The 11,742-nt window shown below is 50.8% G+C and carries 17 protein-coding genes; 4 read left to right on the top strand and 13 right to left on the bottom strand.

Annotated elements, in window-relative coordinates; translation table 11 throughout:
- Positions 1-563 (bottom strand): FmdE family protein (locus tag BP727_RS08995; protein ID WP_286858413.1); only part of this gene is annotated, 563 nt, incomplete at its 3' end.
- Between the two features lie 490 nt (positions 564-1,053).
- On the bottom strand, positions 1,054-1,839 hold the full coding sequence (locus BP727_RS08990; RefSeq protein WP_286858411.1) for a hypothetical protein: 786 nt from the start codon (positions 1,837-1,839) through the stop codon (positions 1,054-1,056).
- A 110-nt stretch (positions 1,840-1,949) separates the two neighbouring features.
- On the opposite strand from BP727_RS08990, the gene BP727_RS08985 reads away from it, so the two are divergent.
- Positions 1,950-2,348 carry a hypothetical protein gene (locus BP727_RS08985; protein ID WP_286858409.1) on the top strand — a complete coding sequence of 133 codons (399 nt, stop codon included), beginning with the start codon at positions 1,950-1,952 and terminating at the stop codon, positions 2,346-2,348.
- A gap of 144 nt (positions 2,349-2,492) precedes the next feature.
- On the opposite strand, the gene BP727_RS08980 is transcribed toward BP727_RS08985, so the two are convergent.
- Positions 2,493-3,386: a helix-turn-helix transcriptional regulator gene (locus BP727_RS08980; protein ID WP_286858408.1), complete on the bottom strand. Its 894-nt coding sequence runs from the start codon at positions 3,384-3,386 to the stop codon at positions 2,493-2,495.
- Between the two features lie 73 nt (positions 3,387-3,459).
- Between BP727_RS08980 and BP727_RS08975 the strand changes: the two genes are divergently transcribed.
- Both BP727_RS08975 and BP727_RS08970 read left to right on the top strand, forming a co-directional pair.
- Entirely contained in the window at positions 3,460-3,681 is a 222-nt protein-coding gene (locus BP727_RS08975) for a hypothetical protein (RefSeq protein ID WP_286858406.1), read from the top strand.
- 50 nt (positions 3,682-3,731) lie between these two features.
- On the top strand, positions 3,732-4,043 hold the full coding sequence (locus BP727_RS08970; RefSeq protein WP_286858404.1) for a winged helix-turn-helix domain-containing protein: 312 nt from the start codon (positions 3,732-3,734) through the stop codon (positions 4,041-4,043).
- A 100-nt stretch (positions 4,044-4,143) separates the two neighbouring features.
- Here BP727_RS08970 and BP727_RS08965 read toward each other — a convergent pair whose 3' ends face one another.
- The 4 genes from BP727_RS08965 to BP727_RS08950 all read right to left on the bottom strand — a co-directional run bounded on the left by BP727_RS08965 (position 4,144) and on the right by BP727_RS08950 (position 7,248).
- Positions 4,144-4,311, bottom strand: coding sequence for a hypothetical protein (locus tag BP727_RS08965; protein ID WP_157863817.1), 168 nt, complete (start codon positions 4,309-4,311; stop codon positions 4,144-4,146).
- Between the two features lie 36 nt (positions 4,312-4,347).
- Positions 4,348-5,400, bottom strand: coding sequence for a tRNA-intron lyase (gene endA, locus BP727_RS08960; protein WP_013720289.1), 1,053 nt, complete (start codon positions 5,398-5,400; stop codon positions 4,348-4,350).
- A gap of 47 nt (positions 5,401-5,447) precedes the next feature.
- Positions 5,448-6,602, bottom strand: coding sequence for a glyceraldehyde-3-phosphate dehydrogenase (locus BP727_RS08955; protein WP_286858401.1), 1,155 nt, complete (start codon positions 6,600-6,602; stop codon positions 5,448-5,450).
- A gap of 103 nt (positions 6,603-6,705) precedes the next feature.
- Positions 6,706-7,248, bottom strand: a complete 543-nt coding sequence (locus BP727_RS08950; RefSeq protein ID WP_286858399.1) for an adenylyl-sulfate kinase — start codon at positions 7,246-7,248, stop codon at positions 6,706-6,708.
- Positions 7,249-7,385: 137 nt separating this feature from the next.
- On the opposite strand from BP727_RS08950, the gene mc1c reads away from it, so the two are divergent.
- Entirely contained in the window at positions 7,386-7,658 is a 273-nt protein-coding gene (mc1c, locus tag BP727_RS08945; protein WP_048133311.1) for a chromosomal protein MC1c, read from the top strand.
- A 121-nt stretch (positions 7,659-7,779) separates the two neighbouring features.
- On the opposite strand, the gene rpl12p is transcribed toward mc1c, so the two are convergent.
- From rpl12p to BP727_RS08915, 6 genes are all read right to left on the bottom strand, one after another.
- Positions 7,780-8,088, bottom strand: coding sequence for a 50S ribosomal protein P1 (gene rpl12p / locus BP727_RS08940; RefSeq protein ID WP_286858398.1), 309 nt, complete (start codon positions 8,086-8,088; stop codon positions 7,780-7,782).
- Positions 8,089-8,118: 30 nt separating this feature from the next.
- Positions 8,119-9,093 (bottom strand): 50S ribosomal protein L10, encoded by a 975-nt coding sequence (locus BP727_RS08935; protein WP_286858396.1) that lies wholly within the window; start codon positions 9,091-9,093, stop codon positions 8,119-8,121.
- Positions 9,094-9,726 carry a 50S ribosomal protein L1 gene (locus tag BP727_RS08930; protein ID WP_013720295.1) on the bottom strand — a complete coding sequence of 211 codons (633 nt, stop codon included), beginning with the start codon at positions 9,724-9,726 and terminating at the stop codon, positions 9,094-9,096. It lies immediately after the preceding gene.
- 84 nt (positions 9,727-9,810) lie between these two features.
- Complete coding sequence (locus tag BP727_RS08925; protein WP_013720296.1) at positions 9,811-10,287, bottom strand: 50S ribosomal protein L11; 477 nt, start codon at positions 10,285-10,287, stop codon at positions 9,811-9,813.
- 11 nt (positions 10,288-10,298) lie between these two features.
- Positions 10,299-10,754 (bottom strand): transcription elongation factor Spt5, encoded by a 456-nt coding sequence (locus BP727_RS08920; protein WP_013720297.1) that lies wholly within the window; start codon positions 10,752-10,754, stop codon positions 10,299-10,301.
- Between the two features lie 226 nt (positions 10,755-10,980).
- A partial coding sequence (locus tag BP727_RS08915; protein WP_286858394.1) for a restriction endonuclease subunit S occupies positions 10,981-11,742 on the bottom strand: 762 nt, incomplete at its 5' end.

Raw genomic sequence — 11,742 nt, 5'->3', positions numbered from 1 at the left:
TCAAAGCAGCTCTTGCAGAGCACCTTTCCCCCCGCCGTCCTCCCCAGGATCTCCATGAACTCCTCGCCGCACTCCTCGCATTTCAGGGAGGGATGGATGCGGGCCTTTTCGGGAGCGGGAATGTCAACCTCCTCCACAGTGAGGATATCCTCGTCCCTGGCGGAAAGGACCTTCTCTGTCGCCTGGGAGCGGAAGGCTGCCATCCTCTCCCGATCCTCCGGGCCCAGCTCTCCCTGAACCATCTTCTGGCGCAGCTCATCCATACCCTTGAGGATCCCGCCACGGAAATAGATTCTCAGTGCCTTATTCTTATCCCGAGAGTAGAAAGTGAAGGCCTGCTTGCCGTAGTCTTTGAAGAGGAGGTTTCCCTTGCCGGCGGTGCAGCCCAGCATGAATTGTATGGCATCTATGCTACAGGATTTGTTCTCGGCGATGCAGACCAGCTCCTCGTCCTGGGAGCGAGGGTAGTGCTCTTTTACATATTTTGCAATGCGATAGCCAATGGCAAGCCCAGGGCAAGTGTGGCCGTGAAACTCCGCAGCCTCTTTGAAGTCGTCATCCATATATATGGCGCGAGGGAACTCCGGTCTTCAGGCCGGAGAGGAATTGCGCACTTCACCTCCACTAATTCGCAAATTATTTATTCTCATAGCTGTATCTCCTCCTTGGAGAAACTGTTTCCAAGGCACTCTTAATTTACTGCATTACGATGCAGTGGGTATCAGTCAGTATGCCCCGAAGCCTCGATATAACCAGGAGGCAAGCTCCGGTCTTCAGGCCGGAGAAGCTGACATATCTCACCTGAAATCATTGAGCGAAATTCTGACCTCCATTGGTTTGCATGGATAAGTAAAAAGCGGTCTTGATCTGATTGGTCAAGAGCTCCACCGGGAGCTCTCTGGAGCCTTGCTGCGTGGACAGTTTTGCGGCTCTTCGCTGAATTAAGTGGGTGAGGTCCGGCAGACAATATGGCCTCTGTGCCTCTGTGGTTGGGTCAGAGCACTGCGGTTCACCACCGAGGCACAAAAGACATAGAGTTTTTTCGATTCAAATTCACCCCTGCATGCCCCACATGTAGCCCCGGCCGCCCTGCCTCTCCAGCTCAATGTTGTATGTGCCGCTGTGCCCGGAATCGTCGTCGATGACCACACGGCCACGGGCAATTTCTGAATCATCTGCCGAAATGGCCGCAGATATATGCCCTGCGATCTCGGCTTGATCTATCGAACCGGAAGTGGCGCCCTGACCTGCCAGGCTCGCACTCAGAGTGGATTTGTTGTCCGATGATTCTATGGTGACATTCACCAGATGATAGCTATCGTTGCTGATCCCAAAGCTCCCCCTTAAAATAGTATTCCTACTACCAGATCCCAGCCGGGATCTTATATCCTCAAGGCTGAGGTTTGATGAGAGAAGACTCCTGGCAACATCCGGGTCTAAAGTCGATATGGTCTCCACGTTCAGCCTGACGGGATATGATTCGGCATCATTGCTCGCCGTTCCCCGCCAATTCTGGACATCGACATTTCCTCTGCCAACGCCGTTGGATGTGCTTTGTGCACCTTTGCCGCCGGAGGAATTCAATGAGAGGCTGTTCGTTTCGCCCATGTGGGACCTTGATCTCTCGCCCATCTGGGATACTGAAGGATTATCTTCTTGAGACCCAGAGGCGCTGGCGGTCTGGGATGGAGAATTGCCTTCGATTTGAGGGCCAGCAGTCTCGCCCATTTGCCGCGCTCCTGCATCCAAATTCTGAGCTGCTGAGCATGGACCGCATATCACCAGCAACAATAATGCCAGAGCGAAAAAAGCCAAAGCCTGGCGCATTATGCATCTCATCTCAATCACCGCACGTCCTGCCAGGTAATATATGTTATTGTAGGATGTAAGGGATCTTCGCCCCTTTGACATCCCATTGCATTCAGATATTCATGTGGCCAAAGTTAGTTTTGGCAACTGCCGTCGCGGTTACGATCGCGATCGCCGTCACAGTCGCCATTCGACCTTTCGTTATCCTGGTTTCCATATTGGTTGCCCAGTCCCTCCTGGTTACCATATGGGCAGTTGGGGTTGTTGCAGTCTTTGCCCTGATTTGCATTTTGAGCGGCCGGGCCACTTTGAGCACCTTTGCCATTCTGAGCGGCTGGACCGTTATCATCTTCCTGACCATACTGATTCTGATTGCCCAGACCATCCTGGCTTCCGTATGGGCAGTTGGAATTCCTGCAGTCCTCGCCGCAATTGCCATACTGAGCCCCAGGCCCATCCTGGCCTGCCAGTCCATTCTGCGATGCTTTTCCGTTTTGTGCTGCCAGGGCAGGAGATGCCAGCAGGCATGCCACCGCTAAAACCGACAATACAGCTATGTATTTCATATTTTACTTATCTCCAGATGGGATGGCCACTATTGCCATCCTCAAACCACTCCTTGCACTGAACGATAGAAAAAATCCAGGCCGAACCAGGATTGAGATTTTATTTCCCAAAAATGCTTAAAATTGTTCTTTATTGTTCTTAAATCTCTCTGACAATTCTATTATGTTCGTTCTGCCTTTTTCTCTTTTGGTTATCAATTTGCGCTTCTCCATTGAGGTTAAAATGCCTGATAGAGATGATTTAGAGATATCCGTCTCATAGCTGATATCCCTCTGGACCATCCTCCCTCCGCGCTGCAGCAGAAGCTTTAAGACGGATTGCTCTTTGTCCGTCAAAGTAGCCATCACCGCGGATATTTCGCTGGTATCCGCCATACCTGCTCTGAATTCCTCGCTGCCATCATTCTTTTGAGCAGATTGAACTTGATCCTCATGCTCAGCGTTTCTATGGCCGGATGATTGGGTTTTTATCATATGCTCATGAGCGGCAGGGCATTTTCCAGGCCCCAAAGGTTTTGACCTGCGCCTGGAGGAGCGGATCAGAAAAACAGCGCCAATAAGCAGCAAAATAGTAATTAATATCGCAACATATTGCAAAATTTCCATTTTTAAATTCGATATTCCAGCATTTGATCCAGCAGAGGTGACTGTATCTGCCAACGCCGCGGTTGCCTCGTCGATCTGAAGAGCATATCCAATTTCAACCGCAGGATCCAAAATATCATGTCCATAAACCTCAGCGACAACTGATCGGTTGGCGGCATAGACCAGATAATCAAGACCATAAGAAGAGTCAACTCCGCTGAGCTTTGCGTTCTCTGGCAGATAGAAGATAATCCTGTACTCTTCATGGATGCCTGGAGACTCAAATCTAAGGCTCCAGTTATCAGCGGATTTGGAGGTTAGGGCATTGGTGATAGCATACAGCTGCCTGCTCTCATCATCAATAGAATACTCTGAGGAGTTCAAAAAGGGCAAGGATTCAGGATCCTCAACATATCCAGTGATCAAGCACCTTCCACCTTCGTCGACATACACGCTCAGTATAAGCTGATTTAGAAGGGGGTCATCTTCGGCGGACTGGATGGATGTTGCAGTGCTGAATATGATGGAATTGAAGAAGACAAACACCAAGATCAAACCGATCAAAAGATCCGGCCTGCGCATAAATCATTCTAATGCAGACTGCAACTTAAACCTGATGGAGGACTCCGCCAAAAAAGCTCAGCCCCATTCCTGCATAGACCACGACGGAAAAAGATGCCCTGTGGCTTTCTGTTTTCAGATTGCTGCCGAGATCCTCTGATCTAATTCCAGGCGAAAGAGAGATACCCATAGCCTGCCATGCAGTTTCTCATGCTTATGGGACGCAAAGCCAAGCCCGAGTCTCCGGAGGAGATGGCCATGGTGCATCACGCTATGGAGAATCCCATCCGCCGGAGGATGCTCATCCTCATGAATGAGGGCCATCTGACAGTGGACGCGATCGCGAAAGAGGTGGGCGATCGAATGCTCGACTACCAGCTGCACCGGCTGGAGCTGGCAGGATTGCTGGAGGTGCATGATGGGCAAATAACCCTCACCGATGCCGGGCTGGCCTATGGCAGCCTGGTGAAATTGGAAAAAGAGAAGGGCGGAGCGGAAAAAATTAGACCGGAAGACCTGTAGACCCATGAGCCCATAGAGTCTCACCGGATCTGACCGTACTGCAGGGTATTTTGATCCTGGATCAAGCCCTCAATAAATCCCATCCTTTTCCCAGATGAGATCAGCCGTGGGACCTCCGGACCTTTCTCTCATTGCGATCCAAATAGTCCTTTATGGCCTCTACTACCACCTCGGAGCGCTGCACATAAAGGGCTCCTCTGCTTTTTATAACAAAATTCGATAGCCGGTCGTTCAGATCAGAATCCAGCTCTACCTCGATCTTAGGCATGATATCTGCTGGTTGCAGCTAGTATTTTAACATTAGTCAAGGCTTCAGCCTTTTGATCTCCAGATATCCGATCCCGTCATCCGGATAAGCGAACACCATCAGCTTTCTCACCGAATGGGCCAGGCGGACGGCGCGGGAGAGAACCGGAGGCATGAAGACATGATCCAGAGGGATGGCATGCACCAGATACTCAGAGTGAGGGACTTTTAGAGTCCCGTGTACCTGCTTGTAGACCCGAAAGTGGGTGCCGAACTTGAATCCCGTCTTGACCACCAGGCTTTTCTCCCTCAGGTCCCGGTAGGCGCCCAGCTTGAGTTCGAAGTCCTCATCGATCTGCTCTGCCCTGGCGGTGAGAGCAGGCAGGTCGACCGGTCTTCCCTGGCGGTCAGTCAGCTGAAGTTTGCCTTTTTCCAGCAGGTATGCCGACTCGACCAAAGAGAGCTGCAGCCGTTCGCCCACGGGCTTACCAAAAAATCCACTCTCATGCAGAAGACGAGAGGCCTCCGTGTCCCATAGAACCACCCGGTCCTCCAGCAGGGTGGCCATGCCTCCGTTCTCCAGCCCGGCCATCATCCCGGCCATCGACCGCTCGCGTGCCTCATAAAAGGTGATGTCGCTCTCTTCGTCCACAATGGCCAGCATGAGCTTCTTTCTCATCTGTCCAGCCAGGCGGACGGGCTCCATGATATCCTTTAAAGGCAAGGGATTGCGCTCCGATATGACCAGAACATAAAATTCCGCCGGCCCCTTTCCCGGGTGGCCTCCCCTGGGGTAGACCCGAAAATCCGGTCTGCCGGGCTGGACGTAGTAGCCCCGCTCCCTCAGATCCTTGTAGACCACATAGCGAAACTCAAACCCCTTCTCCATTGAGGAGGCAGCTTGAAAAAAGGATCTGAAGTCCAGCTCCTTCTCATTGCGCATTATCTTTATTCTTGATCGATCCAGGAGATAGGCCGCCTCCACCAATGAGAGCTCCAAGCCCTTCCCCTTGGGCCGGCCGAAGTAGCCCTGCTCGAATAGTTCAGGCAGGGCCTCAGGGCCCAGGCGGATCCTATCGTCCTCAAACTGGGCCCGAATCTCCTCTGGCATTCTAACCCAAGCCCAACCTATGACTGTCCTGCTTTGGGGGCGAGCATTCAGCAGCTCAGTTTATCCGGCCAGATGCCATGCATGATGCCCAGGGTCTTATCCACCAGAGAGTGCACGTCGTCTGCGGGATAGCCTGCAGAAAGCAGATAGGACTCAACGTGGTTTGGCACGGCGATGGACATCTGCTCCACCATGGAGACTGTCTGAAGGATGGTGTAGTCGCCAAGCCTAAAGGGGATTATGGCATCGGAGACTATGAGTTCGAATATCTCCGGGCTGATGGGCCTTTCTATGCCGGATAGGAAAGCCTCTAAGATCTCGCTGGTCCAATCGTGCTTCTTGCCCTCGTCCTGATAGGGCATCACCACCACCTCTCTTGTCTTGGCGTACTGCTCTACCAGCTGACTTGCAGTCACATCTCCCTTGAAGACCAGATTCAGGAAGTTGGTGTGGGGGACGGTGGTTGGCACCTTGCTCGCCCGGATGGAGAAGTTGACCTCCTCGAAGATGGTTCCAGCATCTGTTCCCTGGTGGCCAGCTCCCTTGCCGAACTGAATGGCGCTGGGCGAGGCCTTGACCACAGTATGCGGATCTCCATGCCTGCGGTCGATGTTCCCCAGGACGGCGGTAAGGCCCAGGGGCCGGGCGGCCAGAGCCAGCCGGGAGAGGCCCGTGGTGTTGCAGCTTGTGCACTGCACCAGCTTCGGTTTGGCATTTAGGAACATCTGATAGTTTTCCAGACCAAAGAAGAACTCCTGGGAGAAGTCAGCTTTCAGCTCCTCTGTGATCTTGACCTTCTTGTTCTCCTCCAATCCCTTCAATAGCTCAGGCCGGTCTGCTCCTCCCATGAGGGAGACGAAGCAGTCGTTGGCCAGGCCCGCCTCGACGTAGGGCAGCTCCTGGTCTCCGGGGGTTCCAACCATGATAAAATCGGATGAAGAAAAGAAGTCATCGTATCCGCCTTCGATCGTCACCCCTGCGGCCTGCCACTTATCCTTAAGGGCCATATCGCTGAGATAGGCCTTCACCCCGTAAAGGCGGTTGAACTTGGCCATGATAGACCTGGCCCGGCCATGAGGTTTTCTGAGGAGCACATTCAGATCGCCATCGATTCCAGCCGCTTTCTTGACCTCTGCGGTAGCAAGAAGAGTCCTTTTATTCTCTGTTCCATCGAAACCCACAAAGCCTGCATTACACTTCAAGAATCTTCACTCCTGATATGAAGTCTTAGTGACTATATTTTAACCTTTCCGGATTGCAGGAGTGCCATCCAGGATCGCTGGAATGGGCTAGACCGTTCTCGAATCATGCCGATCCATAGAGCTCTGCGATTCGATCTGCGATGTAGCTTGAGCTCTCAAGAGGGCTGGATACAGCCGCGTCAACCTCAATTTCAGGAGAGATCGGATCCTCATAGGCCACATTGACCCCCGGAACGAGCGCATTCTTTCTCCCCGCCTTCTTGTAGATATCTTTGGGAGAGAATACCGCATTTCTCCTCTCTTCTCTATCCATGCATACCTCTAAAGGAGCGCGGATGAAGACCTCGGCGAAGTTGGGGATCAATTGCCTGGCCAGATCTCTGTAGCGGCGTCTGTTGGCGGTAGCATCGATGATGACGTTTTTATTCTCTTCCGCCAGGATCTTTCCCATATAGGCCAGGCTGGCGTAGACGATGTCCCTTTCCTCCTCTGTATATTTCGGCTCTGGGGTGATGACCCTTCGGATCTCGTCCAGCTGGAGGATCTTAACCTCTATCCCCCTTTCCTGAAGCCTCTTTTTCACTTCCATCGCAATGGTGGTCTTCCCGCAGCCGGGGAGCCCAGTGAACCACATGACCCATGCCATAGTGAATATGGTCTATTGCTGGAATGATAAAGCATTCGATTCACAGAAATCAAACAAAAGATTAATATAAGATCAATTGATATATAGACATGCTGCGCGGCATAAAGCCCACTGCATATGGGGAATGGAGGCATAATATGATCGAGAAAAGAAATTTTGCATTGAGGGATAAAGAGGGCAACGAGATCGGCGTCTTTTCGGGCAAGCAGCCAAGGCAAGCAGCTTTGAAGGCGGCAAACCGGGGATTCACCGACATCCGTCTCAGGGAGAGAGGCACTAAGAAGGTTCACATATTTCAGGGCGAGAGGATACAGGTTCCTAAACCATCAAACGCCCCCAAATGGATGCCGGCCAATATATGGAAGCCGAATGTAAAGAAGCTGGGCGTGGAAAAGCTGGAGGATATTTAGCAAAATCGTGCCCTCAGAAGGCATCTAAAAATCAAATCCCTTTTTTATGAGCTTTAGGTTTGAGAATTACTTGGAGAAACGATAAAACGCCGAGATAAAAAAGAAAAGGCTGTGGAGAGCTTCAGCCGAAAAGGGCGCCCAGGCCCTCTACTCCGCTCTCCTCTGCAGCCTCTTTGCTCTCTTCTTTTTCCTCTTTGGCTGCGGGTGCAGCGGCAGCAGCAGCGACGGGCGCTGCGGCAGCGGCTACGGGGACTGCAGCGGCCTGAGAGAGGACCTTGGAGATGTCCACGCCTTCTAAAGCGGCCACCAAGGCCTTGATTCTGACATCATCCGCAGCAACACCAGAGGCTGCGACGACATTCTTTATTCCTTCCTCAGTAACATCTTTGCCTGCGCTATGAAGCAGTAATGCAGCATATACGTATTCCATTTATATCAACCTCTATTAATTAAGACCAAATTAACCGAATAGAGCACCAAGTCCTGCAGCGGTGTCTCCTTCTTCTTCCTTCTTCTCTTCTTGCTTTTCCTCTGCAGCGGGCGCTGCTGTGGCTGCAGGTGCAGCCTGAGCCATCTCTCCACTGGCAAGGCCGGCGATGGCACTTGCATTAGCGGCCGCCTTGGCCAAAATGAACTCCATCATGCTGGGGATGATCATTCCCGCATCCAGCACCAGGGCTCTGGCCTTGGTCTGGGCCTTCTGAAGCATGGGTCCAATGGTAGCTGGCGTGGGGTATCCGATCTCCACTGCAAAGCTGAATGCCTTAGCAGAAGCCTCGCTTATCCTGGCGACCTGGCCTTCCACATCTATGGCTAGATCCTTGGAGCTGAATATCAGGCCGCCCTCATAGGCGCCTCTCAGCTCCAGACCTACATTTCTGGGGAAGATCTCCATGGTCTTAAGGATCTCTGCGGTCTTGGCAGGGACAACTTCGCCCTCTTTGGCCAGGGTGATCTTCTGATTGATGACCACCTTTCCGCCCTTAATTGCCGCGGGGATGCCTGCAGCCTGCAGTTTGCCGACCATGGGACCTGGCGAGAAAGAAGTTTCACCTGCCTCGATCACAATATCCTTGGGGGCACGGGTGCCAGCTTTGATGGGCATGGGCTGCTTGCCCTTCTCCAGCATGCTATTGAGCTTGAAGGGGTTCAGATCGCTGAAGATCAATGCTGTCTGATCCTCAATGAAGTCGGCCAGTGGTTTTATCTGGACGGGGGAAGCCTCCAGGGCACGGCGGGCAATGGTGTTCCTCACCATTCTTATCTCCACATTGCCTCTCAGATCCCCTCTCATCTTCTGCAGATTGTCCGCCGGGATCTCACGAAGACCTACAACTCCCACCACTCTGCTTTTGCTGATCTTATCAACCAGCTCATCTACCTCTTTGACCTTCCATTCCGGTATATGGGTAGTGTGACGGATCTGTCCAGCCATTTAGATCACCCTTATGGAAGGGCCCATGGTGGTCTTGACGTAAACTGATTTCAGGTTATGCCGACCATCCTTTAGAGTCTGTTCGAGCTTGACGACCACTGCTTCAATGTTATCAGCCAGCTCTTTGGTATTCATATTTCTGTTCCCAATCGTCAGGTGAAAGGTTGGCCTGTCCCTGGACCTGATCCTTGTCATGTTCTTAAGCCTCTGCACCTGCGGGGTGACATCCTGCGTTGGCGGCAGTGGCGTGGGCATCTTGCCCCTCTTGCCCAGGATTGAACCCAGGCTCTTTCCTATGACAGGCATGAACTGAGTCTCTGCGATGAAGAACTTGTACTCGTCCGCCAGCTTGCGCGCTGCTCTCTTATCTCCGGCGAACTCCTTGATCTCATCCCCGGAGATTACCCGGTCTGCTCCCGCGCTCTTGGCGCGCAGGGCAGTCTCACCGGCAGCGAATACAGCGATCTTGGTAGGCTTGCCCAGTCCGTGGGGAAGGATAACCTCGGCATCGACTCTATTCCCGGGCAGGGATAGGTCGATATTATGGAGGTTTATCGCCAGATCCACGCTCTCGGCAAACTTCCTGGCAGGGGCCTCAGTGATAGCCTGCTTTACGGCTTCTTCGATATCCATTTCAACCCTCCGTAGTCTGCGACTCTTATGGTCTCCTACGGCTTCTCAAAAAAGAGAATCAAAACTCAGATCATAGCACTATATTTAAGCCTTCGCTTCTAATATCTCATCGTATTTGCCGCTGGCCACTGCCAGCTGGGCATCCTTGCTGGACATTCCATCCACGGTGGCGCCCACCGATCCTGCAGTACCTATTACCTCGCGAGCGGCATTTTTGAGCGATTTGGATAGAAGGCCCTTTCTCTTGATGTTCGCGATCTTCAGGACCTGCTCCATTGTAAGGTCACCGATTGTTGTCTTATCTCCAGTGCCCTTTTCCCCACCGACCTCCTTGATGATCAATGCCGATGTGGGCGGCGTTCCAACCTCGATCTCGAACTCTGTTCTGGACTTCACAATGACCTTAACTGGAACCTGCATTCCATTGAGATCGCTTGTCTCTTCATTGATCTTGGCAACCACCTGGGCGACATTCACGCCCAGAGGTCCAAGAGCCGGCCCCAAAGGTGGTCCCGCGCTAGCCTTTCCGCCTGGGACCAATGCTTCTACAACATTAGCCAAATAAATCACCTCTAAGTTTCATCTTTGCTGAGAACGCGAACGTGATCTCCCCGCACTGTTATGGGGATGGGAACCATGGCCTCGAAGAGCTCTACAGTTATCTCTTCTTTAGCAAGGTCCACGCGCTTGACCCTTGCCTTCTCTCCCTTGAACGGCCCGGATATGAGCTCAACGATTGCACCTTCATTGATGCCGATAACTGCAGGCTTGGGGGTGAGAAAGTGCTCAACCTCTCCTATATTTGAGGCCCCTTTGATCACAGAACGCGCATGCGGTATTCCCTGGATCGCCTGATCCACAATCTCTGGAGCTGGTGATTCCACAAGTACGTAGCCTTTCAGCACATCTGGAACCAGCAGTGCCCTTATATCATACTTTTCCTTGCGCGCTATCTGGGCGATCATGTTGGCCACTGATCGTTCTTGGTTAGCAGTGGTCTTTACAACATATATGCTGGTCTCGGACATTCCGCCTTTTTAGACGAGGGCCGCCTATAAAAAGCTTTGTAATCAATCGGCTTTGCATGTAAAGTCGGTTCTGCAAATTTAGTCGTGTGCCTGCAAATTTAGTGACAGATATAGTCAGTTAATTGGTTATATTCTTTGATATGCAAATTGATTGAACTTTGAAATAAATAAAAATAAGTAACTCACGTTTCGGTGGATTTCATGCCGATCCTACAAATTGAACCTCTTAATCCATGACTCCACCAGTGATATTTTTAAAAACGTCTTGGGTTTCTCTTAGTGATTTTATATACTCTTTAAAATCTTCATCAATTTTCTCAATCAACTTTTCATCTATGATTGGTATCTTAATATTATTAATTATATCATTACTTATGTGTGCCACCGTTGCTGTCTGCGTCTTGTCTTTCATGAGCTGTTTTTGTCCAATAGGCGAAATTAAGACAAAAAAAACATATGCTGGTGAGATTTTATTCTTATCAATTCTTATTACAGCAATTCGCTGATTGATTGCGACATCTAACACCTTACTATCTATAAAACTTGCTCTAAATTCCTTTTTTCCGTCCATTCCCAGCACAATATCCTCTTCCATCAAGGAGACGTTGTTGCAAGTATCGTAGTATTCTTTTGGCAGTCGATCCAACTCATCGAGATTTAAGAGCGAATTATTGATGTGTTTTATTTTAACCATATGAGTGTCGCCTTTCCCAAAATACCCACTGGCATATGGAAACCCATTTTTGATAGGTTCTATTAATAAATCTTTTAATATAACATAATCCGAAGAAAAATTTGTCTGCTTTATATAAAATTGCGGATCTAACCTTTCGTAAACAGGAATTTCTGATAACTTCATCCATTTTGCGTTTTTGTAATCTGTTTTATTCTTAAAAGCATGGCTCAAGTCGCTCAGATCGTTTTCGATCTCCACGGTGGATTTTCTTTTGTATTTATATCCCACCTTTTCTGCTATACCAAAAAAGCA

This window comes from Methanosaeta sp. UBA356, from assembly GCF_002496465.1.
In the GTDB taxonomy this organism is placed as follows: domain Archaea; phylum Halobacteriota; class Methanosarcinia; order Methanotrichales; family Methanotrichaceae; genus Methanothrix; species Methanothrix soehngenii.
Note: the sequence above shows the minus strand (reverse complement) of the source record. Positions and strands in the feature narration are given on the sequence as shown.

Bases quoted from the DNA above. Each gene is read 5' to 3' on its own strand.
- rpl12p (WP_286858398.1), bottom strand. From the start codon at position 8,088: ATGGAATACGTATATGCTGCATTACTGCTTCATAGCGCAGGCAAAGAT.
- BP727_RS08975 (WP_286858406.1), top strand. From the start codon at position 3,460: ATGGATGTTGCAGTGCTGAATATGATGGAATTGAAGAAGACAAACACC.
- BP727_RS08950 (WP_286858399.1), bottom strand. From the start codon at position 7,248: ATGGCATGGGTCATGTGGTTCACTGGGCTCCCCGGCTGCGGGAAGACC.
- BP727_RS08970 (WP_286858404.1), top strand. From the start codon at position 3,732: ATGCTTATGGGACGCAAAGCCAAGCCCGAGTCTCCGGAGGAGATGGCC.
- mc1c (WP_048133311.1), top strand. From the start codon at position 7,386: ATGATCGAGAAAAGAAATTTTGCATTGAGGGATAAAGAGGGCAACGAG.
- BP727_RS08965 (WP_157863817.1), bottom strand. From the start codon at position 4,311: ATGCCTAAGATCGAGGTAGAGCTGGATTCTGATCTGAACGACCGGCTA.
- BP727_RS08920 (WP_013720297.1), bottom strand. From the start codon at position 10,754: ATGTCCGAGACCAGCATATATGTTGTAAAGACCACTGCTAACCAAGAA.
- BP727_RS08990 (WP_286858411.1), bottom strand. From the start codon at position 1,839: ATGAGATGCATAATGCGCCAGGCTTTGGCTTTTTTCGCTCTGGCATTA.
- BP727_RS08930 (WP_013720295.1), bottom strand. From the start codon at position 9,726: ATGGATATCGAAGAAGCCGTAAAGCAGGCTATCACTGAGGCCCCTGCC.
- BP727_RS08935 (WP_286858396.1), bottom strand. From the start codon at position 9,093: ATGGCTGGACAGATCCGTCACACTACCCATATACCGGAATGGAAGGTC.
- endA (WP_013720289.1), bottom strand. From the start codon at position 5,400: ATGCCAGAGGAGATTCGGGCCCAGTTTGAGGACGATAGGATCCGCCTG.